The sequence below is a fragment of the Kurthia zopfii genome, assembly GCF_003143955.1.
In the GTDB taxonomy this organism is placed as follows: Bacteria; Bacillota; Bacilli; order Bacillales_A; family Planococcaceae; genus Kurthia; species Kurthia zopfii.
Genome location: NZ_QFVS01000004.1, coordinates 60,611 through 82,628, shown reverse-complemented (window position 1 = coordinate 82,628; position 22,018 = coordinate 60,611). Strand labels below are relative to the sequence as shown.

The 22,018-nt window shown below is 35.2% G+C and carries 25 protein-coding genes and 1 riboswitch; of the genes, 20 read left to right on the top strand and 5 right to left on the bottom strand.

All coding sequences use genetic code 11. The features are described from left to right. The first annotated feature begins 24 nt into the window (after window positions 1–24). The 7 genes from DF281_RS02765 (at window position 25) to DF281_RS14660 (ending at window position 4,470) form a co-directional block, all read left to right on the top strand. Window positions 25–384: a hypothetical protein gene (locus tag DF281_RS02765; protein ID WP_109348717.1), complete on the top strand. Its 360-nt coding sequence runs from the start codon at window positions 25–27 to the stop codon at window positions 382–384. A gap of 10 nt (window positions 385–394) precedes the next feature. Next, window positions 395–661, top strand: a complete 267-nt coding sequence (locus DF281_RS02760; protein ID WP_109348716.1) for a holin — start codon at window positions 395–397, stop codon at window positions 659–661. Window position 662: 1 nt separating this feature from the next. Further along, on the top strand, window positions 663–1,481 hold the full coding sequence (locus DF281_RS02755; RefSeq protein ID WP_109348715.1) for a GH25 family lysozyme: 819 nt from the start codon (window positions 663–665) through the stop codon (window positions 1,479–1,481). A 672-nt stretch (window positions 1,482–2,153) separates the two neighbouring features. Continuing rightward, window positions 2,154–2,411, top strand: a complete 258-nt coding sequence (locus tag DF281_RS02750) for a hypothetical protein (RefSeq protein ID WP_109348714.1) — start codon at window positions 2,154–2,156, stop codon at window positions 2,409–2,411. Between the two features lie 148 nt (window positions 2,412–2,559). After that, window positions 2,560–3,123, top strand: a complete 564-nt coding sequence (locus tag DF281_RS02745; RefSeq protein ID WP_109348713.1) for an SH3 domain-containing protein — start codon at window positions 2,560–2,562, stop codon at window positions 3,121–3,123. Between the two features lie 185 nt (window positions 3,124–3,308). Then, on the top strand, window positions 3,309–4,292 hold the full coding sequence (locus DF281_RS02740; RefSeq protein WP_109348712.1) for a hypothetical protein: 984 nt from the start codon (window positions 3,309–3,311) through the stop codon (window positions 4,290–4,292). Window positions 4,293–4,317: 25 nt separating this feature from the next. Further along, a complete protein-coding gene (locus DF281_RS14660) occupies window positions 4,318–4,470 on the top strand; it encodes a hypothetical protein (protein WP_166636084.1) in 153 nt (50 codons plus the stop codon). A gap of 43 nt (window positions 4,471–4,513) precedes the next feature. Here the strand turns inward: DF281_RS14660 and DF281_RS02735 are convergent, their stop codons facing one another. Beyond that, window positions 4,514–5,152, bottom strand: a complete 639-nt coding sequence (locus DF281_RS02735; RefSeq protein ID WP_109348711.1) for a PBECR4 domain-containing protein — start codon at window positions 5,150–5,152, stop codon at window positions 4,514–4,516. Between the two features lie 475 nt (window positions 5,153–5,627). Here DF281_RS02735 and DF281_RS02730 point away from each other — a divergent pair, with 475 nt between their 5' ends. The 13 genes from DF281_RS02730 (at window position 5,628) to DF281_RS02670 (ending at window position 17,150) form a co-directional block, all read left to right on the top strand. Beyond that, on the top strand, window positions 5,628–6,164 hold the full coding sequence (locus DF281_RS02730; protein ID WP_109348710.1) for a hypothetical protein: 537 nt from the start codon (window positions 5,628–5,630) through the stop codon (window positions 6,162–6,164). Between the two features lie 143 nt (window positions 6,165–6,307). Beyond that, a complete protein-coding gene (locus DF281_RS02725; protein ID WP_109348709.1) occupies window positions 6,308–7,117 on the top strand; it encodes an ABC transporter ATP-binding protein in 810 nt (269 codons plus the stop codon). Between the two features lie 41 nt (window positions 7,118–7,158). Continuing rightward, entirely contained in the window at window positions 7,159–8,064 is a 906-nt protein-coding gene (locus DF281_RS02720; RefSeq protein ID WP_109348708.1) for an iron-hydroxamate ABC transporter substrate-binding protein, read from the top strand. A gap of 82 nt (window positions 8,065–8,146) precedes the next feature. After that, window positions 8,147–9,148, top strand: a complete 1,002-nt coding sequence (locus DF281_RS02715) for a FecCD family ABC transporter permease (protein ID WP_109348707.1) — start codon at window positions 8,147–8,149, stop codon at window positions 9,146–9,148. Then, window positions 9,141–10,139, top strand: coding sequence for a FecCD family ABC transporter permease (locus DF281_RS02710; protein WP_109348706.1), 999 nt, complete (start codon window positions 9,141–9,143; stop codon window positions 10,137–10,139). Before DF281_RS02715 ends, DF281_RS02710 begins: the two co-directional genes overlap by 8 nt. A 194-nt stretch (window positions 10,140–10,333) precedes the next feature. Beyond that, window positions 10,334–10,552: a hypothetical protein gene (locus DF281_RS02705; RefSeq protein WP_109348705.1), complete on the top strand. Its 219-nt coding sequence runs from the start codon at window positions 10,334–10,336 to the stop codon at window positions 10,550–10,552. A gap of 62 nt (window positions 10,553–10,614) precedes the next feature. Further along, complete coding sequence (locus DF281_RS15050; protein WP_109348704.1) at window positions 10,615–10,791, top strand: GyrI-like domain-containing protein; 177 nt, start codon at window positions 10,615–10,617, stop codon at window positions 10,789–10,791. A gap of 5 nt (window positions 10,792–10,796) precedes the next feature. Further along, window positions 10,797–11,273, top strand: a complete 477-nt coding sequence (locus tag DF281_RS02695; protein ID WP_109348703.1) for a glutathione peroxidase — start codon at window positions 10,797–10,799, stop codon at window positions 11,271–11,273. A gap of 40 nt (window positions 11,274–11,313) precedes the next feature. Then, window positions 11,314–11,511: riboswitch (cobalamin riboswitch) on the top strand. 372 nt (window positions 11,512–11,883) lie between these two features. Continuing rightward, window positions 11,884–12,522, top strand: a complete 639-nt coding sequence (locus tag DF281_RS02690) for a GntR family transcriptional regulator (RefSeq protein ID WP_109348702.1) — start codon at window positions 11,884–11,886, stop codon at window positions 12,520–12,522. A gap of 226 nt (window positions 12,523–12,748) precedes the next feature. Beyond that, entirely contained in the window at window positions 12,749–13,948 is a 1,200-nt protein-coding gene (locus tag DF281_RS02685; protein WP_109348701.1) for a quaternary amine ABC transporter ATP-binding protein, read from the top strand. Continuing rightward, window positions 13,941–14,792, top strand: coding sequence for an ABC transporter permease (locus DF281_RS02680; RefSeq protein ID WP_109348700.1), 852 nt, complete (start codon window positions 13,941–13,943; stop codon window positions 14,790–14,792). Before DF281_RS02685 ends, DF281_RS02680 begins: the two co-directional genes overlap by 8 nt. Window positions 14,793–14,802: 10 nt before the next feature. After that, window positions 14,803–15,669, top strand: a complete 867-nt coding sequence (locus DF281_RS02675; RefSeq protein ID WP_232025792.1) for a glycine betaine ABC transporter substrate-binding protein — start codon at window positions 14,803–14,805, stop codon at window positions 15,667–15,669. 161 nt (window positions 15,670–15,830) lie between these two features. Then, a complete protein-coding gene (locus DF281_RS02670) occupies window positions 15,831–17,150 on the top strand; it encodes a hypothetical protein (protein ID WP_109348699.1) in 1,320 nt (439 codons plus the stop codon). 62 nt (window positions 17,151–17,212) lie between these two features. Here DF281_RS02670 and DF281_RS02665 read toward each other — a convergent pair whose 3' ends face one another. The 4 genes from DF281_RS02665 to DF281_RS02650 all read right to left on the bottom strand — a co-directional run bounded on the left by DF281_RS02665 (window position 17,213) and on the right by DF281_RS02650 (window position 21,974). Next, complete coding sequence (locus tag DF281_RS02665; RefSeq protein ID WP_109348698.1) at window positions 17,213–18,007, bottom strand: DUF4309 domain-containing protein; 795 nt, start codon at window positions 18,005–18,007, stop codon at window positions 17,213–17,215. 169 nt (window positions 18,008–18,176) lie between these two features. Next, window positions 18,177–19,949: a bifunctional metallophosphatase/5'-nucleotidase gene (locus DF281_RS02660; protein WP_109348697.1), complete on the bottom strand. Its 1,773-nt coding sequence runs from the start codon at window positions 19,947–19,949 to the stop codon at window positions 18,177–18,179. A gap of 491 nt (window positions 19,950–20,440) precedes the next feature. Beyond that, window positions 20,441–20,662, bottom strand: a complete 222-nt coding sequence (locus tag DF281_RS15045; RefSeq protein WP_422730514.1) for a 5'-nucleotidase C-terminal domain-containing protein — start codon at window positions 20,660–20,662, stop codon at window positions 20,441–20,443. A gap of 184 nt (window positions 20,663–20,846) precedes the next feature. Further along, window positions 20,847–21,974: a metallophosphoesterase gene (locus tag DF281_RS02650; protein WP_109348695.1), complete on the bottom strand. Its 1,128-nt coding sequence runs from the start codon at window positions 21,972–21,974 to the stop codon at window positions 20,847–20,849. Window positions 21,975–22,018 lie beyond the last annotated feature (44 nt).

The following is a 22,018-nucleotide window of genomic DNA, read 5'->3' as shown; positions in this document are numbered from 1 at the left end:
AAATAAAATGTTTGGTGGTGGCGTATGGATGTTACAACAATTGAAAAATTAGTAGGTAGCCAATTTGTGTGGGCTATCTTATTTGTCGTTCTGGGTGTAGCAGTATTGGGCTATCTAAAGAATGAGAATGCGAAACGTGAAGAAATGCTTGAAAACGCACAGAAGGAGCAGAAACAAGAAGCAGAAAAACGTTTCAAAGAGTTAAAAATTGAATCTCGTGATCGTGAAGATAAATTAATGCAAAACCAAGAAAAGTTTGTTGATTCGCTTAGTAAAATATCTAAGTCTGTCGAGGGGCTTAACCAGGCATTCAATGGCTTGCAAAACGACCATTCTTCTTTGGCTCGAGAAGTAAGTCACTTAAGAAATCAAATCCAAAATTAGGAGTGTTATTATGTTAAATGTATTATTATTAGCAACTATTTTATTGCCGATCGTTACTTCGATTGTGGAACTTGCAAAGCGAACTGTGAATATTAAAAAGAATTTAATTCCAATGATCGCAGTTGTTTTATCAATTCTAATTGCCACTGTAGCGTATCCATTTACAGACTTGAACCTTGTCATGCGACTATGGGCAGGGTTATTCGCAGGTCTAGCTTCAACAGGTTTATTCGAAATCACAAAATATCGTGAAGGCTTTACGAAAGGGGATAAATAATATGGGGAAAATTTTAGATATTAGCAAATGGCAACCAACTGTTCACTACAAAGATTTGGCTCAGGAATGTGACTTAGCCATTTTACGTGTGCAAGATGGCTCAAATGTAATCGATAAAATTTTTACAAAGCATGCAACAGGGTGCGAAAATAATGATATTCCTTTTGGCGTGTATGCTTTTTGTCGTTTTACTTCAGTAGAAGATGCAAAAGTGGAAGCTCGTGATTTCTACAAACGTTCACGAGTTGACGGTCACAAACCACTATTTTATGTGGCAGATGTCGAAGTGAAATGTATGACAAATATGCGAGCAGGCACAAAAGCATTTATCAAGGAATTACGCGATCTAGGAGCAAATAAAGTCGGAATTTATATCGCACATCATTTGCATGATAGTTTCAATTTAGACTATGGTGATGCAGACTTTAAGTGGATTCCGAGATATGCTGCAGACGGTAAATCAATTATTAAACCAAAATTCTCATGCGATTTACATCAATATACAGACCGAGGGACTATCAAGGGGATTAAAGGTGGGGTAGATCTTAATGTACTAACAGGCTCAAAATCATTGGAATGGTTTACTGGAGCTGGCAATACAAAACCAAATGAAAAACCTTCTAATAAAGTAAAACGATATACTGTAACTGCCGATCTACTCAATATTCGCAAATCACCAAGTAATTCTGGTAAAGTTTTAGGACAACTTAAAAAAGGTCAGACGGTTCAAGTTGTTTCTGTAGATCAATATGGTTGGGCAAAAATCAAAAGTAATAACACGTATGTTTATATGCATGTAAACCATTTAAAAAAAGCATAAATAAAATCCCTTCCTATCTAAAGTGTAGGAGGGGATTTTTTGTTTAGATCATCTTAGTCATGGCAACTTAAAATACTTTTCTATATTTCCTTTTCATTACCCTACAATAACTATATTTTTAACAACCATATAAAATATCATAAATGGAATAATATTTAAAATGAGTTTCTACTATTTAAATAAGAGAAAAAATGATTTTAATAAAATTTGGAATGAAGGGTTCAAAAAAACGGACCAAAATATTTAATAGGATAAGTTTAACCGACCAAAATCGGACCAAAAAAGTGTTTATTTCTACAAACCAATAAAGCAAGAAATTCAATAAACACAACAACGGAGTATTCCTAAAAAAGAATAAAAACACTATGTTTATTATCCGTACTCAAGTTCACCAATGGGAACGCGACCAGTACCTTAAAATGTACTAAGTCGATGAACCTGAAAGCCCCAAGAGATTGGGGCTTTTTTTATACCCAGAAATTATTTTCTAAGCGTAACACGAAACTTTCATATATAAACGGCGAAAGCGCCCATTCAGAATCCCTGTCTTTATAGACTTTTTGTGTCCAAAAGTTGATGAAAGAGAAGTAACTACCAGAATAGTCCGAAAGTTATCATTTGAAACATTATGAAATGTATGTATGATTAAGGAGAGGGAAAGGTGGTGTAGAATTGGGAACTAAAACTAAAACTAAAAAGTCAAAACAAGCAAAACTTGCAAAAGAAGTGAAAAAGTTAGATAAGTCTAAAGAACTTAATAAAAAAATCGTTAAATCATTAGAAGAAATCGAAAGATTATCTAAAAAGCTAAGTAAAGACAAGGATAATGTGAAACTTTCTATTCTAATTAAAGAAAAAGAAATTAAGTACTTAAAGCTACAACAAAAGCTAGACTCTAAAAAGAAAAAGAAAAAGAAAAAGAAAAAATAATGTATAAATTAAAGCCCTTGAATAGGATTTACTATTTGAGGGCTTTTACTATTCAATAATTAACGTCATTTATATACAAAAATAAACAAAATTAGGATATATTTGATTGCATCTTTTCTGTATAGTTAATAGAAAAGGAGGTATACATATGAAGAAAATTATTTTATGTATTGTATTATTTTTCAGTTTTTCGTCAGTATTTGCTGCGAGTGCAGATGCAAAATTAAAAGATAGCCCTAAAACGGGATATAATTTATTTTTTGGTAGCAAAACGGCTGTTTACAACAAGCCGAATGGCAAGAAAATTACTACGCCACCAATGTCATTTGGTAAATTCGGTGAACCAGGTGAACCGAATTATGTGAAAGTAATCAAATTTTCAAATGGTGGTTGGGTAAAAGTAAAATACACAACGAAAAATGTTAAAAAGAACGGACACTTATTATTGAATAAAACAGGTTATATGAAAACGAATAATCTGAGAGCGAGTGCGCAAGATGGTACGCGTGCATTTGTTAAATCAAGTAATGTGAAGTTATATACAAAACCAAGTACATCATCAAAAGCGATTAAAAAAATTGCTTTAGGTACTCGAGTAGAAATTAACTTTAAAGGAGCTTTTGATCACGCAAATTTCATTAAAGTGAATTATGTAAAATCGGGTAAGAAATATACGGGTTATGTAAAAACAAGTAACTTGAAATATATTTAGAACATACGAAGCATAGGTTATAGATCGCCTATGCTTTTCTTATTAGAACCTTCACTTATTCTTTCAATTGTAGGGATGACTTCTTAAAATTGAAATAAACCTATAAATTTTACTATAAATCATATAATATTATTATTTGATGTATAGAAAAAGCAAAATAGTATGAGTGAGAAGGGGTTAATACAATGGGTCAAGAGCGAAAGTATAGGTCGCAGCCGAAAAAATCTGGCATAAAAAAGCCTATTTCCATCGGATTGTTAATTACTTTAGGAATCATAATCGGGGCAGGTTGGATGTATTTTCAAGGAAAGCAAGATGAAAAGGTAAGTGAACCACAGGAAAAAATACATAAAGAAGTGAAGGAAGAAGTAAAAAAAGAAAAACCGAAAGTTGAAGAATCGCCAAAATTATCATTTGAAGATTTCAAAGGAACTTTCGTAGGGTTTGAAGGAGAACCGTACAAATCACCAGTCGATTCCTCAAAGTTTTTTATTTTAAAAATTACTGAATCAGATTTTCAATCATTTAATAGATGGGACACTGAATATACTTCACCCATTACGAAAAAAGAAATAACGAAAAATGTCCTTACACTTCATGTGGATAGTATGATCAATAGAGGAAACAAACATAGTGAAACGGGCGTTGAAAAGTTTGAACTGAATTATGAAGGTGACTATAAAACTTTACGATTAAGTTCTAATGGATTGACATACTACTCGATGACGACGGAAGATTTACAAAAATACTATAGTCAGTCTGAAATTGATTATGCGCGAATATTTATGACGATGCATGGTGAGCCACCACTTGATATGCGGGCAGCTTTTCACCTTAATCAACAAAAACCGAATATCATTATTAATCATGATGCTGCAGGGCAACCGACAGAATTTTTTGATGAAATCGTCTACCCAACAAACGTCACACATATGACTTCAGAAGGTACGCTTAACGAAGATGGTCCAATAACTTATAAAGCTACTGGTGGCGGGAATATTACGTTATTCAGTCAACCTGAAATTACCGAGTCTATTCCAACAAAAGCGGAGTATATTCGAGTTGTGCAACAAGAATTTAATAAAGGAAGCGGCCATCGCCATATTGAACCGTTCGAACCTTATGTAGTAGCTGACTTTATAAAACGAGTTAATTTTGTTTATAATTAACCTATTATTTATAGGGGGATTTCAAATGCCGAGAGGGTTCGTAACCATCTGTTTGATCAGTTCGTTCATTTTGAATATCATTTTCTTAAATAAATGGACAAGTATTCTTATGCTCCTTGCACTTGCATTATGGGGAGTTCATCTATTTTCTCAATTGAAAAAGCAAAATGGTGTTTGAAAAGAAGTTACTTTGATCAGGTAGCTTCTTTTTTATAAAAAAGTTAATCTTTAGCTCTTTTGTGTCTTGATTTTTCGGTTTTTTGAATTTCAATAGGTGTTTGTCCATCGATAAAATAGGTTTTCGCTTCAACCAACATTGTTTTGGGGGCGTATTGATCGCCTGCCTTTACTAAGCCAAGATGAATAATCTGTCCATACATTGATTTGTAAAGGATAATATCACAGTCGATATTTGAACTTCTACTGTTTATTTCTTTATTGTAGTAAATACCTTCAGGGTTTTCTAAAACAGTATGTAGGCAAAAGAAATAGCGCATTTTTTTCGTCATATCTTTATAATATTTAGGCTTTTTCGGAAGAATATCCTTAATTGTTTGTTTAGTTATGGAGCCACTTTTAACACCTGAATATCCCGAAAAGCCTTTAAATTTATTAGCTTTAGATGAATTACGTCCGTACTTTATGTTTGGGGCATAATGCATTCCTATTAAATGAGGTGCGTGAGCTTTTGAGAATTTTAAATTGATTGTTAAGTCATTTTCCTTGGTTCGATATGAAAATAAATAGGGCTCTAAAAATTCATCATAATATTCTATAATTAATTTTAAAGATAATTGATCTGCTGTAGGTACAGTAGTTGAACTGGCAAATTCATCTGCAAATATAATCAAATTAGACATATTTTGCTCTCCTATAAAAAAACAGCTCTGATAGTAAAATACCAGAGCTGTTTAATGAATTAAAATCGTGATCAACGTAGGCTACTATATGTGTTTCCGTAGCAGGATGGGGATTGCACTCCTATATTTTTTTAGCCACTGGAGTATAGAGGATACAACATTCAACGTTGACATCGTTGTATAACATGCCAAGGCACGTCACATAATATATATTTATGAGTTAATGATAGCATTTATCTAGTTAGAAGTAAAATACTCTACCGGTATATAAATTATTCCAATTTTAGAATACATACTAATAATATTGATTTCATGAATTAATATGCCCCAAAGTTTTATTATGGGTACTTTGTAGAAGGCGTTCTTTTATCTAAGATGAAAAGAAGTTACTTTGATCAGGTAGCTTCTTTTTTTGATTTGAAAATGATTTTTCAGGGTAAATAATATGTTGAGTATTCAATTAGGGGGAATTGTTATGAAGAGAATCGCTTGGATCCTTACTATTTTCGCATTGTCATTTATTCTTTTCCAACAGCCAACTTACGCGAAAAATAGTCCAACATCAAACTATACAATCTATCTCACGAAAAATGTTCCGTATTATTCAAAAGTGAACGGAAAAAAGCTTGGAACAGTGAAAAATCACTTCATTGTAAGCGGTGAATATAAAATAAATAAAATAACATTAATAAAACTTCAAAACTCAAAATGGGCAAAAATCCATTTCAAAACAACAAATAGCTCGAAAAATAAAAAGTATGGGTATATTCATGCGAAGAATATACATGCGAATGATCTGTCATTGAATTATGGAATTACGAAAAAACCCCAGTCGAAAATATATTTGAAAGCTTCAAAATATGCAAAGGTTCAAAAGGAATTACCGGCTGGAACTAGAGTGAAAGTCATCCACGGTGTCGGCAACGGTAATGGCATTTGGTATAAAGTGAAAGTGACGACAAAAAGGAAGTCGACAATTGGTTATATGACAGGTGCATCTTTATACATTTAAAAGGGGACATGCAATTTTGTGCAGAAGTTAATGCAAAGTTGTATGTCTTTCTTTTACGATTAAAACTTTATTGACAGTCAATCGAAAAAGACTATAATAAATACGGTAATGATTATCATTCTCATTTAAAAGGAGGCGAGCCAATGCGCTTGAACATCAATAATATTCAAGTTGGCTATGATGATCGCAAAATTGTACATGATTTAAGTATCGAAATCCCAGATGGCAAGATTACAACGATTATCGGGGCAAATGGTTGTGGTAAATCCACTTTACTTAAAGCGATTACGCGAATAATTCCTTATCAATCAGGAATGGTCATATTGGATGGCGAAAACATTCAAAAAATGAATACGAAGAAACTCGCACAGGAATTGGCGATTTTGCCACAAAGTCCTGAAAGTGCCAGTGGTTTATTAGTAGAAGAACTCGTATCTTATGGTAGATTCCCTTATCAAAAAGGTTTTGGAAATCTTTCAACGAAGGATAAAGAGATGATTGACTGGGCATTAGAGTCGACGAATACAGCTGAATTCAGAAAACGACCTGTCGATGCATTGTCGGGTGGTCAACGCCAAAGAGTTTGGATTGCGATGGCTTTAGCTCAAGATACGGACATTATCTTTTTAGATGAACCGACTACTTATTTAGATATGGCGCATCAATTAGAAGTGTTGGAACTGCTGCAACAATTGAATGAACGAGAAAACCGTACGATCGTCATGGTACTTCATGACTTAAATCAAGCGGCGCGTTTTTCGGATTATATGATTGCATTGAATGCAGGTCATTTAATAAAAGCAGGTACACCGACTGAAGTGATGCAAAATGATGTTTTGCAAAAGGTATTCAATATCGATGCAGTCATTGGGGAAGATCCTCGCACGAAAAAACCGATGTGTATTACCTATGATTTAGTTAAATCGGTTGAAAAAGAAAAAACTTTCATTTAGTAACAATGTAATAATAATATATATTTTAAGGAGAATTATCGATGAAAAAAATAATGGTAGCACTTGTTGCACTAATGGTATTAGCTCTTGCAGCATGTGGTTCAAATAACGAAGATTCAAAAAGCAAAAAAGAAGAAACAGTAACATATAAAGCAGCAAACGGTGAAATCAAAGTACCGAAAGATCCAAAACGTGTCGTTGTACTCTCTAGTTTTGCGGGAGATTTAATCAAATTAGGTGTTCCAATTGTTGGGGCTGATCAATGGTCAATGGACGATCCAAAATTCAAAGAAGATTTAAAAGATGCTAAATTAGTTTCAGATGAAGATGTTGAGAAAATCGCAGCATTAAATCCAGACCTTATTATCGGTTTAGATTCAATCCAAAACAAAGAGAAAATTGAAAAATTAGCACCAACTGTACTATTTACTTACAATAAATTCGACTACCTACAACAAAAAGTTGAAATTGGTAAAGTCGTAGGCAAAGAAAAAGAAGCACAAGATTGGGTAGACCAATTCAAAAAAGATGCTGAAACAGTAGGTAAAGATATTAAAGCGAAAATCGGTGAAGATGCAACTGTGTCAGTAATCGAATCATTCGGTAAAGAAATTTATGTTTACGGTAACAACTGGGGACGCGGAACGGAAATTCTTTATCAAGCAATGGGCTTAAAAATGCCAAAAGCTGTTGAAAAAGATGCACTAAAAGCAGGTTACTATGCAGTTTCAAATGAAGTATTAAAAGATTATGCAGGCGACTATGTGATCCTTTCTGTATTCGGTAACGAAGCACCAGCATTCACAAAAACAAAATACTACAAAGAAATTCCAGCAGTGAAAAACAATCATGTATACCAAGTAAATGGTAACGAATTCTACTTCAACGATATGTCGACTTTAGAATTCCAACTTGATTTCTTCAAAAAATCATTTTTAGGTAAATAATTTATAAAGTTAGAGATGCATTTGCTTACTCCGTGTGAGGAAGTGAATGCATTTTTACATAGGAAAGGTGGCTAGTAGACTTATGACGACGAAACGACGAATTCCTTTGACAATTCAATTAATTATTGCAGCAATTGCACTAGTCATCGTGATGTTTTTTGGTGTCACACTAGGCGCTGCAAATACATCAATCGCTGATGTATGGCATGCGATTTGGTCAGATAATGGCGGAGAGAAAACGGATATTTTACGAGGGATTCGATTTCCACGAGTAGTGGCAGCGGTATTTGTCGGTGCAGCATTAGCGGTTGCAGGTGCGATCATGCAAGGTGTCACAAGAAACCCTTTAGCTGATCCGGGCTTACTAGGTTTAACATCAGGTGCAAACGCGGCATTAGCGGTTGGATTCGTACTATTCCCGACAATCGGCTATACAGGCTCGGTAGTTGCTTGTTTAATCGGTGCAGCAATCGGTATGGGAATTGTTTATGGCATAAGTGCGAGCAGTAAAAAAGGGATGTCCCCACTGAAATTAGTACTTGCGGGTGCAGCAGTTTCGATGTTTTTACAAGCAGTTGCTGATGGCACAGGTTTACTATTCCAATTGTCGAAAAATGTGTCGATGTGGACTTCTGGTGGACTTCAAGGTGTGACATGGGATATTTTAACGATTATTCCGATCATCATTTTGGCACTACTGATCAGTATTTTAATTAGTCGCCAACTGACGATTTTAAGTTTAAATGAAGAAGTAGCAGTCGGTTTAGGGCAAAAAACTTTCTTAATCAAATCTGTCATGTTCATCGTTGTCGTACTTCTTGCAGGTACAGCGGTGGCGCTTGTCGGAAACTTAGCGTTTGTTGGATTAATGATTCCGCATATCGTCCGCGCAATCGTCGGTGCAGATTACCGAGCGATTATTCCGATGTCGATGCTAGTTGGTGGTATGTTCATGGTCATTGTCGATTTAATCGGAAGAACGATGAATGCGCCATTTGAAACACCAGTAGTCGCGTTAGTCGCAGTAATCGGGCTACCTTTCTTCCTAGTACTCGTGAAGAGAGGGGGACGATTCTTTGCGTAAAGATCGCTCGAAATTAATATTATTCATCACATTTTTATTAACGATTGTCTTTGTCATCATCGGCCTTTCAGTCGGTTATACGTCTTTAGGCATTACGCAATTATTCCCAACAATGTTTGGTGGCGGTACGGGTGGCGATGAGTTCATCCTATTCTCTGTCCGCATGCCGCGCGTAATTATTCTCCTATTAGCAGGTATGGCGCTTGCAGTAGCAGGTGCATTACTACAAACTTTAACGAAAAATGACTTAGCTGATCCAGGAATCATCGGAATTAATGCCGGTGCAGGTGTCGGAATCACAGTCCTTTATTTATTCGCAAAAGGAGATTTAGCGAACTTCTCATATGCATTGCCAATCGTTGGATTTTTAAGTGCAATGTTAACGGCGTTTTTCATCTATATCTTTTCTTATGAAAAAGGAAAAGGGATTCAACCATTTAGATTAGTATTGGTCGGTGTCGGCTTTGCAGCAGCATTATCAGGCATTATGATTATGCTGATTTCAACAGCACAGCGTTCAGATGTCGCATTCATTTCGAGCTGGTTAGCAGGGAATGTATGGGGCGGCGACTGGCCATATGTGTGGGCGCTATTACCGTGGATCGCTATTTTAATTCCATATGTAATTTATAAATCAAATCATCTCAATATTTTAGGTCTTGGTGAGCAAACGGCCATTGGATTAGGCGCGAATTTGAAAAAAGACCGTTTTATCTTATTAATAATTGCCGTTGCTTTAGCAGCTGCAGCAGTGTCTGTAACGGGGGGGATTGGATTTGTTGGGTTAATGGCTCCTCATATCGCCAAATCACTTGTAGGCCCAAGACATCAAAAATTCCTACCAGTAGCAATGTTGATTGGTCCGGTATTACTGTTGCTTGCGGATGCAATTGGTCGCTCGATCTTAGCAGAATCAAATATTCCGGTCGGCATCGTTGTAGCAATTATTGGCGCACCATATTTCTTATACTTGTTGAAAAAGAATCTGTGAGGATTCTTTTTTTCTATTTCGGGAAAAGTATTGAAAGGAGTGGTGAGTGGTGGAAAAACATGAATGGCGAAAAGAGGAAAAGGCGCTGTATTTCCCAAATGCAAAACTAGAATTACAGACGATCCCCTCGATGAAATACATCAAGATTAAAGTGTGGGAAGTCCAACAGATAATATGTTTTAAGAAATAACTGCGTGCTTAATAAGTTCTCTTATTCTTTGAAAATGATGCCGAAATATGGAGAGACGACGAATGGCTATTTTGATTACGTCGTGTATTCATTAGAAGGTGATTTCGATGCTGAAGCTGAAAAAGAAATCGCTGCTAAAAATTTTCAATATGATTTAATGATTCGACAGCCAGATTTTTTAAATAGAAGAACTTTTCCGAAAAATAAAAGCTCTCTTAGATAGAGAAAAGTGTTATGATGAACTTTATTTTGAGGAAGACAAATAGTAAGTAGGTTGTTCAAGCGATGCATATTGGCCCTTTTCGAAATATGTGTGAAACAACAGACCTCATACTAGGATTTTTAACGAAAAATAATTTGGATAAGACTGAAAAAGGACATAAGGAAATATATTTAAGCGATCCGAAGCATACAGATCCAAAAAATTGGAAAACTGTGGTACGATTTACTTTAAAGGAGTGATTAGTGTGACAATTTATGAAATTGAAGTAACAACTGATACAGGCGGGAAATATCCGTTATCTGATTATGAAGGAAAAGTCATGCTTATTGTCAATACTGCGACGAAATGTGGTTTTACACCTCAATTTGAAGAGTTGGAGGCCCTTTTCCAAAAACATAAAGATGAGGGATTTGTCGTGCTAGGATTCCCCTCAAACCAATTTAAGCAGGAGCTAGACTCTGGCCATGCAGCAGCGGAGAAATGCCGCTTAGATTACGGCGTGACGTTCCCTATGCATGAATTAACGAATGTGAACGGGGCGCATGAGCATGAGTTATTCACATATTTAAAAGATCATTCCAAAGGATTTTTAGGGAATAGCATAAAGTGGAATTTCACAAAGTTTTTAGTGGATCGACAAGGTCATGTTGTGGAACGCTATGCTTCAAAAGATAAGCCGAGTAGCTTCGAAGACGACATCATCCAATATTTGAAAAAATAGGTGGACAATTTAGATAATTCGCCTTATACTTAAAAAGTAAATTAATATTGCTTGAGTTGGTGTGAGGGAATCTTGAATTCGCCTTACTTAAAAGGGAAGTTGGTGTAATTCCAACGCTGTCCCGCAACTGTAAATGTGAGTGTGCAGTGCATATCCACTGTCTAATTTCTAATTAGATGGGAAGGGCAAGTACACGTTGACCATGAGCCAGGAGACCTGCCAATTCTACCGTGCATCTTTATTTACCTACGAGGATAGGTTGATGTTAGCTACTTATTTTTATCAGTAGATAACAGTTTCCTGCGTGGAGGCTGTTTTTTTTAGGTCATGTAGCGATTCCCATTCAATGATTCATTAACTATTTAGAACTCCCCAACTTCCAAATAGTAATACAAATGTATCGTCACTGATCCTAACAAAACTAAACTCTTAGTTTTGAGTTCCTTAATTGGACTCAACCGAGAACCAATGAACTTCTTTTGAAGTTCTTGGTTCTTTTTTGATGGAAAAAGTAAATATGACAACTGTAAAGATTTTTCATAAATATAGAAAAACCTAAATATTAATGATATATTGACAATACAATGCCTTTGAAATGGGGGTTCAGTTCATGACTGAGCAGTATAAAAAAACAAAAATAAAACAATCGCGCTATCAAATCATAGCCGCAGACTTAGCCTCGAAAATTGTCGACCGTGAATATGAGGTCGGTCAAAAACTATATGCAAGATCTTCGTTAGCAAGCAAGTACGGTGTATCTTCTGAAACGGCGAGAAGAGCAATCGCTGTATTACAAGATTTAGGAATTGTTCAAGCGACTAAGGGCAGCGGTGTATATATTCAATCATATGAAGAAGCGGCAAAATTTGTCCATCAACTAAAAGATGTGCAATCTGTCAACGAAATTCAACATGATGTATTTGAATCGATTAAGAAACAAAGAGATGAATTGGATCGTTTAGAAAACCTTTCGCAAGAATTAGTTTCGAGAACGAATCGATTCCACTCATTAAACCCATTCGCTCCATTTAATGTGACGGTGAATTCTGAATGCTTATATTTAGGAATGACCATTCAAGAATTGAATTTTTGGCAAAATACGACAGCTACAATTGTCGGCATTAAAAGAGAAGATGAGATTCTATTGTCACCAGGCCCATATGCTTCAATTAAGGAGAATGATGTGATTTATTTCATTGGAAATGAAGCTTCTTTTGATGTCGTAAAAAATTTTTTATACAAAGGTTAGAGTATGTAAAGACTTTAGTAATTATTTTGGAATAAATGTAGTTATACCAACCATTCAGACAGTAAAATGCAAAAACAAATAAACCGCTATCATTTTTGGATGATAGTGGTTTTTTTTACAGTGTTCGTTTGACATAAGTAACAACCTTTTGTTACGGTTAGGTTGTTACTTTTCGGGGTAAATAATATAAAAATTGTATTTCAAATGAATTGAGGTGTCGGTACTCTTGACGAAAATTAGAGTAGAAAACGTAAGTAAAGTATTTGGTAAGAAAGTCGCGCAAGCGCAAGATTTAGTAAAGCAAGGGAAGTCAAAATCAGAAATTCTGAAGATGACAGGTGCAACTGTCGGTGTATATGATGCAAGCTTCGAGGTAGAAGAAGGCGAGATCTTCGTAATCATGGGACTATCAGGGAGTGGTAAATCCACTTTAGTTCGATTACTAAACCGATTAATTGAACCTACTGCAGGACAGATTTACATTAATGGTGATGATGTTTCAAAAATGAATAAACAACAATTAAGAGAAGTACGTAGAACATCTGTAAACATGGTGTTTCAAAACTTCGGTTTATTCCCACATCAAACGATTTTAAAAAATACAGAATATGGATTAAAGGTTCGAGGGGTACCAAAGGAAGAACGAAAAATAAAAGCAGAAAAAGCATTAGAGAATGCTGGGCTTTTAGATTTTAAAGACCAATACCCTAAACAACTATCAGGCGGAATGCAACAAAGGGTAGGTCTTGCTCGTGCATTAGCAAATGATTCGGAAATTGTTTTAATGGATGAAGCCTTTTCAGCCCTCGACCCTTTAATTAGAAAAGAGATGCAAGATGAGCTGATTGAACTTCAGCAAAATATGAAGAAAACGATCATCTTCATTACCCATGACCTGAATGAAGCACTTCGTATTGGCGACCGAATCGCAATTATGAAGGATGGTAAAATCATTCAAATCGGTACGGGTGAAGATATTCTGACGCATCCAGCTGATGACTATGTACGTAGCTTCATTGAAGATATTGACCGTTCGAAAGTATTAACTGCTGAGAACATTATGGTTCGACCTGTAACGGTGAATCCAGAGCATGACGGCCCTAAAGTGGCGCTGCAACGTATGAAGGAAGAGCAAGTGAGTCTTGTGTTAGCGATGTCTAAAACAAGAGAATTGCTAGGCTATATTACTGCAGATGACGCGTTACGTTGTGCGAAAGAAGGACAGCAAAAATTATTACCATGTGTACAAAAAGAGATGAATACTGTACCACATGATTTATTACTAGAAGAAGTGTTACCAATTATTTCTGACTCACCTACACCAGTAGCCGTGATGAAGGATGGTAAATTAGCAGGTGTGTTAATCCGAGGAATTGTAATTGAAGCACTGGCAAAAGAAACTTCGGAGGTGGCTTCAAATGAATAATTTCTTAGATGATATTCCGCAAATTCCATTAGCACAATGGACAAACGATGCGATGGATTATGTCACAGATCACTTCCAAGGGTTCTTTGATCAAATCCAAGAAACGACAGAATCATTAATGGTATCTGTAACGGATGGATTACTATTCATTCCAGCAATCGTTATGATCATTTTAATTGCAGTATTAGCTTTCTTCGCAACGAAGAAAAAATTTGGATTGGCTATTTTCTCAGTTCTAGGTTTACTTTTCATTTATAACCAAGGACTATGGGAAGATTTAATGAATACAGTAACACTCGTATTGTTTGCGAGTATTATATCAGTGGTCATTGGTGTTCCTGTCGGGATTCTAATGTCTAAAAGTAAAACAATCGAGAGTATTATGAAGCCAATCTTAGACTTCATGCAAACAATGCCAGGTTTCGTTTACTTAATTCCAGCGGTAGCATTCTTCGGAATTGGTTTAGTACCAGGTGTATTCGCCTCAATTATTTTCTCGATTCCACCAACAATTCGTTTTACAAACTTAGGGATCAAACAAGTTCCAAAAGAATTAATTGAAGCGTCAGAGTCATTTGGTAGTACTGGCTCACAAAAACTGTTCAATGTTGAGTTACCACTTGCGAAATCAACAATTATGGCAGGGATCAACCAAACAGTTATGCTTGCATTATCAATGGTAGTAATCGCATCGATGATCGGTGCTGACGGTCTAGGTAAAAAAGTATTAACTGCCGTACAACGTGCAGACGTTGGACCTGGTTTCGTAGCAGGTCTTGGATTAGTTATTTTCGCCATCATTATTGACCGTTTAACACAAAGTTTCAACAATAAAAAAGGATAAGGATGATTACATGAAATTCTCAAAAACAATGAAAGCTTCAGGTTTAGCATTAGCATTAGGATTATCAGCAACACTAGCAGGTTGCGGATCTTCAGATAAAAGTGCAGAGAAAGACAAAAAAATCGAATTAGCATACGTTGAGTGGGATACAGAAGTAGCTTCTACTAACGTAATTGCTCAAGTATTAAAAGATGAAGGTTTCAAAGTTAAAACAACTTCATTAGATAACGCTGTAATGTGGGAAGCGGTTGCCAATGATAAAGCAGACGCGATGGTAGCAGGTTGGTTACCAAATACTCACGGTACACAATTAGCGAAATATAAAGATAAAGTAGTCGACTTAGGTGAGAACCTTAAAGGTGCAAAAATTGGTTTAGCAGTTCCGGAATATATGGACGTGAACTCAATTGAAGACTTAAAAGATCAAGCTAAAAAAGAAATTACTGGTATTGAGCCAGGCGCTGGTATTATGAGCGCAACTGAAAAAGCATTAAAAGACTATCCAAACTTAAAAGATTGGAAACTTAAAACAGCTTCTTCAGGTGCTATGACTGTAGCTTTAGGTCAAGCAATTAAGAAAAAAGAAGATATTGTCATCACTGGTTGGTCTCCACACTGGATGTTCCAAAAATATGACTTAAAATATTTAGAAGATCCGAAAGGTGACTTCGGTGGCGATGAAATGATTCATACATTCGCTTCGAAAGAATTGAAGAAAAAATCTCCTGAAGCTTACAAAATCTTAGACAAGTTTAACTGGACGAAAGAAGATATGGAAAAAGTGATGTTAGATGTAAATAACGGCGCTTCTCCAGAAGATGCAGCGAAAACTTGGATTAAAGACAACAAAGATAAAGTAGCAGAGTGGACGAAATAAGTATGAGAAAAGACTTCAGCATAGAAATATGTTGAAGTCTTTTTGTATGGAATAAAGTTGGGAAACCATTTTTTACAAAATAGTATAGATATCCACCAATTACTGATATAATATAACTATATGCAATTATACTAATAGTTATATTTGAGGAGGAAATACAATTGAAGAAATGGATCATCGCATTGACATTAGTAGCGAGTACACTAATCCCAACAGCGACACAAGCCACAGCAAAGGAAAAAACATATAAAGATGGACGGACAGAGTTTTATACTGCCGAAGTTGGCAATGTTTCAAGAGCAGAAACTAAAGAGATAAACACAGAAGGTTTAGAATGTACCATCACTATTGATGCAAAGACTGGGAAAGGTAATTATAGTGGAAATTCAAATTGGTATAAGTATTCTAATAAAGCTAAAGGTAACAAATATTCTAAAACAGATAATGATATTTGTGAGTTCGCACAAAAAAATGAGAAATATCAAGTTTCTTATGAATTTTCTGGAAAACAAATAGTTTGGAGAACAGGTGACCTTACAGGATTTGTTACAAAGCAGGGATATAAAAATGTAGTAAGAACTTCGAAATTACCAAAAAATATTGTTGAAAAATACAAAAAAAAAGGATTCAATATTGGAAATCGAACAAATGTGATATTTACACATAGAGTAATTAATCATAAAAATATACCAAATAAAAAAGTAAATAAAGATATTAAGAAAGATTTTGTTAGAAGTAGTACGATCAAACCATCACAAGTAAAATTTAATAATCAACATATGGCTGATGGTCAAGATCGTTTGACTGTCACAGGTCTTAAAAAAGGAACTAGATTATCAGTCTATAATACTTCTGGAGTTTTATATAAAGAAGTAGAAGCTAAAGGAAATTCATATACATTCACAATTAAGGAGTATGGAGATATTTTAGATGTAATGAATGGTAAAAAAGGTAGAGATACAATCTTAATCTCCCAAAGAAAACCAAATGAAATGGAATCATTCCGATTGCCATATAAAATTCCAAAACAAAAGAAACAAGTACACGCTTTAACATTTGGTGAACACTCTGAAATGTATCAAGGTAAAAAGGGTGTGGGTTCAGTTTCTAAATATGTAATTAAAGAAGATAATGAATCTGGAACAGCTTTAGGATTTACAATTGAAGATCAGCCGCAAGATGTAATATACAAAATCAAAAAAGACAATAAAGTAGTACATGAAATTAACATGAAAAAAGAAGATTTCAAACAAATGAAAAATTATGGTACAACTAAAAATCCGAATTATGAATATGATCAAACTATCATGTCAGATGCAAGTGAAGAAGCAATCAAGTTCCTTCAAGCAAAAGATCTAAAAGAAGCAAAACGATATACATTTACTGCGACTAAAAAAGGTTTAAAAGAAAGTAAACCATTGCCATTTTATGAGATTGATGAAAAAGAAGGAACTTTCTCTTATGATGAAGGGATTTTCTAACCTTCTATACAAAATAAAAAAACTGGGACGTATGAATTTACGATCCCAGTTTTTTTGTTTATTTAGTTTTTACCACCCATTGGTTCAGATGATTTTTGATTGAAAATAGAAATATGATCTAATTTCTTCGTGCTTGATGGTCCAACAAATTTTAAAGTGTTTTTCCCAGCATTATACGTTAATACTTGGTCGCTACCTGCCGTTTTAATCGAAGCGGGTTTACCAAGTGTTGTCGTAATATCGTCAAATGAAATATCAGAGAGTTTGAATGATGCATCAGGTGCTTCGAAAGTACGAACATCATAGATACGATCACCACGTCCTACAGCAAATGCATACTGTACTTTGCCTTTTTTTACGTATTCGACATAGTTCGTATCGTTCGAGAACTCCGTAGTAGGCTTGCCATAAGCTTTAATAACATCTTCATATACTGACTTCCCACTTTCGATGGCAACGCCCTCTGTCATACCGTTATGCGCTGATTTCAATTGGAATTGTAAGAAATCACGGTGAATCGGGTTCACTGCATGAATTGGATTTTTCTTCTCGGTTGTTTGAGTCGTATTTTTGTCAGCAGTGTCATCCTTTTTAGGCTTTTCTTCTGTTTTATTAGAAGTTGCTGGTTTTTCGCTTGAAGTATTTTGTTGTTGTTCTGTAGACGGTTTCGATTCTTCTTTAGAATCAGTTGTTTCTTCTTTTTTAGGTTGTTCTTGCTCAGTAGATGTCACAGCACCTTTATTTTCTTTTACTGTTTCTTCTTCTTGAGGTTTTGCAGATTCACCATCGCCACAAGCTGCTAATAATAACATTGAAGTAGCGAACACTGTAAGTATTTTGCGTGATTTTCTTGTCATATTGAAATCCTCCTATGTAAAAATATCATTTATCCAAGTATAACAGATTGATCTTGCATTATTTATACAATTGACGTTAATAGTTGACATGTTGTTTCAATAATTGTAATGAAAAAGACATATAAAAAACTACTGCCTGGAATTCAGACAGTAGCGAGGTTTATCGGAATTATTTAACTTCTTTTAAACGTAATTGAGTAACAGAAGAAGATTCTAAATGTTTACCATTTGTTAAATAGTTGATGAAAGCGTCAGTATCAGTACCTAAATCACCAAGTACTTTAGCAGATTTGAAAGTAGGGAAGTTATCGCCGCCACCTACAAGGAAGTCATTGATTACTGCTTTGTAAGTTTTTGTTTCATCGATTTTCTCACCATTTACAAATACATCAACAACTTGATCGTTTTTGTATGTGTAGTTTAAACCAGATACTTCAAGACCGTAACCACCAACGAATTGATCATTAATTGCTGCACGAACTTGCGCACCATTTAATTCAACGATTTTTAGGATGTTACCGAATGGTTGAACTGCTTGAGCTGCACCACGAGTAATTGAATAATTGTCGCCAACTTTCACACCATCTAAATCTGAACGAATACCACCAGAGTTTGTGAATGCGAAATCAACATCTTGGTTAGCAGCTTTAGCAAATGCTAATTGACCATCCGTTACTAAGTTACCAACTGGAGAGCCACCGATTGGGTAATCACCATTTACAGGCATGTTGTAACGTGCTTTTGAAATTTTCTCAACATCCATTGTAGCGATTGGAGTATCCATCACTTTACCAACGATTGTTTTCGCTTCTTTTACAATACCGTCAACTTTTTTAGAAACTTTGTTTGATAAAATAGTTGTTTCAGATTGTGTGTAGTTATATTTGATTTTAGCAGAAGGTGTGCTAATGAAATCTTTAGTTTTAGAGCTTAAAGTACCAGTTACTACTGAATAAGCAGAACCATAGTTTAATGATTGTACAATACGAGTGTTTTTGTAAGTATCATTTGCATATCCGTGATTGTGACCAGCAAATACTACGTCAATTGAGTTTTTAGGGTCAATTTTATTCGCAGTTTTTAACATATCGATGATATCACCTTTTAAGTGAGGTTGACCTTGTGTTTCGATTGAAGAGTTTGCATCTTTATCAACTTCAACAGCTGAGTGAGCAACTACTGCGATTGCTTTAACGCCTTTAGAACGTAATTCTTTCGTGTATTTTGCAACTGCTTTACCAGGATCAACAACATCGATATTTTCTGTATGTTGAGCAAGTACGACTTCTTTAATGCGAGGTGTTACGATTCCGATGAAACCAACTTTTACACCATCAACAGTTTTAATTTCATAAGGTTTGAAGCCTTTAATTAATTTCTTCGTCTTTTTGTCTACTACGTTTGCAGATAGAATTTCCATCTTAGTAGATGTTTGTTTGTAGTTTTTCACGTATTCATAGTTTTGAGTTACGCCAGCGATTGGTTTTTTACCTTTCCAAATACGTTGGAATTCTTCAATACCTTCATCAAATTCGTGGTTACCTAATGCGCCAACTGTGAAATCCATTGCGTTTAATGCATTGATTGTAGGTTCATCTTGTAACATTGCTGAGATTGCAGGTGATCCACCAACAGTATCGCCAGCGTGAACTGATAATGAGTTTGATTTTGTTGATTTTAATTTGTACTTTTTAGCGAAAGATGCTTTTTCTTTTTCAAAGTTGTAAGCAAGAGAAGACATACCGCCGATTGCAACACCGTTTGCATCTTTCTTATTATTACCATCAATGTACCCGTGTAAGTCATTCATACCAAGTAATTGAACTGGAATTTTCTTTTCTTTTGGTGCAGATTTAGCCGTTACGTCTGTACTACCCATAAATGGTACAGTAGCTAAAAGTGCTGCAGCCGATAGTGAAGCGATTAATTTTGATTTAAACATTTCGACACCCCTTAGTGAATTAGTTGTTTGTGCTTGTTAAATATAAAAAGAATTGCTCGAATAAGCAATATATTGTAAAGAATATTGAATTTTTCGAAAATAGTAGAAAAAGGAAGTAATCTCAAAAAAATATCTGACAATTCATCGATAGTCGTACAATAGTAATAAGTCAGACCTTAGACGTTCGTCATTAGGACAATTAATATCAAAAAAAGAAGCAAAAGTCTATAATAAAAAAATAAATTCATTCTGTGTTACAACAACATGGAAAAAGAAGCTAAGTAATTGAAATACACAGCTTCTTTTAACGTTAAAATATTCTGTTTTGAGAAAATGGCTCTACTTGTGTAAGTTGAATTGATGTTCTTGATTTCTTGTAAATACTCAATGAAAATTTCAGTATCAATGGAAATCGTCTTTTTATTGATCGCTTTTTTGAAAGTAGGGTATTGATCTTTCCCTCCAATTAAGAAATCATTAACGACGATACTCTAAAGTTTGCTAGTCAATTGTGAGTAGACTTCTTTAATCCCTTGTTGGTTGTATGTGTAGTAGATTCCTGCCACTTCCAATTTGCGGTCACCATTTTCAAATTGTTCATTCAATACTTGCTTGATCTGTGCGCCAGTTAACTGAGCATGTTGTAAAAAGTTTTGGAATGGTTGAACAGCTTGAGCAGCCCCCCAAGTGATTTTATAGCCTTTTATACCGATTAAATCAGTACGAATCCCACCTGTGTTCGTAATCGCTATATCAGTTGGGTATTTTTTTGAATCGCCATGTTCAATTGTGCATCCGTCACAAGATTTCCAAGTACTGTACCGAATCCGTCTTTGCTCGGAACACTATTTAAACGTGGGACATCCGTCGTAGCAATGGTAGAAGAAGTGATCGGTGCTACTCTTTTTTAGCATCAGAAATGATTGATTGCACTTTTTTCGAATGCGCATTTTTCTTCAAAGTTGAGCTCGTTTGTGTGTAATTATATTTAATTGTAGCAGAAGGTGTTGCGATGAAATCCTTCGTTTTGGTACTTAATTTTCCTTTAACAACACTGTAAGCATTGCCGTAATTCAATCCTTGAACAATACGAGTGTTTTTATATGTACCATTTACATATTTATGACTATGACCTGCAAAAACTAAGTCAATTGAGTTTTTCGGATCCAATTTATTGATTGAACGAAGCATAGTGACTACTTCACCAGTGATTTTGGCATCTAATTGTGTTTCGATTGAGCTATTTGCTTCCGTATTCATCTCAGCGCCAGCATGGGCAACTACGGTAATGGCTTTGACGCCTTTACTACGTAATTCCTTCGTATATTTAGCAATCGCTTTTGGGGGATCGATTCCTTCGATATTTTTCGTATGTTGTTCCATGACAATATCATGAATATTCGGTGTTACCACGCCGATGAAAGCAACTTGCACACCATTGACTGTTTTAATTGTATACGGTTTAAAACCACCGACGATTTTCTTCGTTTTTTTGTCGATTATATTTGAAACAACCATCGACATTTTCGACTTAGTTTGTGTGTAGTCAAAAATATTTTCATAGTTAGGTGTGTTGAAATTTGGTCGTGTGCCGCTCAAAATTCGTTTGAATTCATTGATTCCTTCATCAAACTCATGATTGCCAAGCGTCCCAATATCAAAGCCAATCTCATTGATGGCGTTCATCGTCGGTTGATCTTGAAGAAGGCTAGAAGTAGCGGGTGAACCACCAACTAGATCCCCGGATTGAACTGAAATATTGTTCGTATTGCCTGCTTTTAATTTATATTGTTTATTGAAAGCATTTTGTTCATTTTGAAAATGGAAAGCGAGAGAATCTAGACCGCCGATTGCTTTCCCGTTCTTAGCTGTATCGTTATTCCCCTCGATATAACCGTGTAAATCATTAATACTAAGTATTTGTATAGGTACAATTTTCTCCGTACTCTTTGCATCCGCTTGCACCCCGCTCGTAGAAGCTAAAACCGCTGCTGCAAGAAGTGAAATAGACCATTTGTTTATCATTATCAAGTATCCTCCAAAAGACTTAATTAAAATTCAAAATATAG

Coding starts and splice junctions, on each gene's coding strand:
- DF281_RS02765 (WP_109348717.1), top strand. CDS start 25: ATGGATGTTACAACAATTGAAAAATTAGTAGGTAGCCAATTTGTGTGG.
- DF281_RS02760 (WP_109348716.1), top strand. CDS start 395: ATGTTAAATGTATTATTATTAGCAACTATTTTATTGCCGATCGTTACT.
- DF281_RS02755 (WP_109348715.1), top strand. CDS start 663: ATGGGGAAAATTTTAGATATTAGCAAATGGCAACCAACTGTTCACTAC.
- DF281_RS02745 (WP_109348713.1), top strand. CDS start 2,560: ATGAAGAAAATTATTTTATGTATTGTATTATTTTTCAGTTTTTCGTCA.
- DF281_RS02740 (WP_109348712.1), top strand. CDS start 3,309: ATGGGTCAAGAGCGAAAGTATAGGTCGCAGCCGAAAAAATCTGGCATA.
- DF281_RS14660 (WP_166636084.1), top strand. CDS start 4,318: ATGCCGAGAGGGTTCGTAACCATCTGTTTGATCAGTTCGTTCATTTTG.
- DF281_RS02735 (WP_109348711.1), bottom strand. CDS start 5,152: ATGTCTAATTTGATTATATTTGCAGATGAATTTGCCAGTTCAACTACT.
- DF281_RS02730 (WP_109348710.1), top strand. CDS start 5,628: ATGAAGAGAATCGCTTGGATCCTTACTATTTTCGCATTGTCATTTATT.
- DF281_RS02725 (WP_109348709.1), top strand. CDS start 6,308: ATGCGCTTGAACATCAATAATATTCAAGTTGGCTATGATGATCGCAAA.
- DF281_RS02720 (WP_109348708.1), top strand. CDS start 7,159: ATGAAAAAAATAATGGTAGCACTTGTTGCACTAATGGTATTAGCTCTT.
- DF281_RS02715 (WP_109348707.1), top strand. CDS start 8,147: ATGACGACGAAACGACGAATTCCTTTGACAATTCAATTAATTATTGCA.
- DF281_RS15050 (WP_109348704.1), top strand. CDS start 10,615: ATGCATATTGGCCCTTTTCGAAATATGTGTGAAACAACAGACCTCATA.
- DF281_RS02690 (WP_109348702.1), top strand. CDS start 11,884: ATGACTGAGCAGTATAAAAAAACAAAAATAAAACAATCGCGCTATCAA.
- DF281_RS02680 (WP_109348700.1), top strand. CDS start 13,941: ATGAATAATTTCTTAGATGATATTCCGCAAATTCCATTAGCACAATGG.
- DF281_RS02675 (WP_232025792.1), top strand. CDS start 14,803: ATGAAATTCTCAAAAACAATGAAAGCTTCAGGTTTAGCATTAGCATTA.
- DF281_RS02665 (WP_109348698.1), bottom strand. CDS start 18,007: ATGACAAGAAAATCACGCAAAATACTTACAGTGTTCGCTACTTCAATG.
- DF281_RS02660 (WP_109348697.1), bottom strand. CDS start 19,949: ATGTTTAAATCAAAATTAATCGCTTCACTATCGGCTGCAGCACTTTTA.
- DF281_RS02650 (WP_109348695.1), bottom strand. CDS start 21,974: ATGATAAACAAATGGTCTATTTCACTTCTTGCAGCAGCGGTTTTAGCT.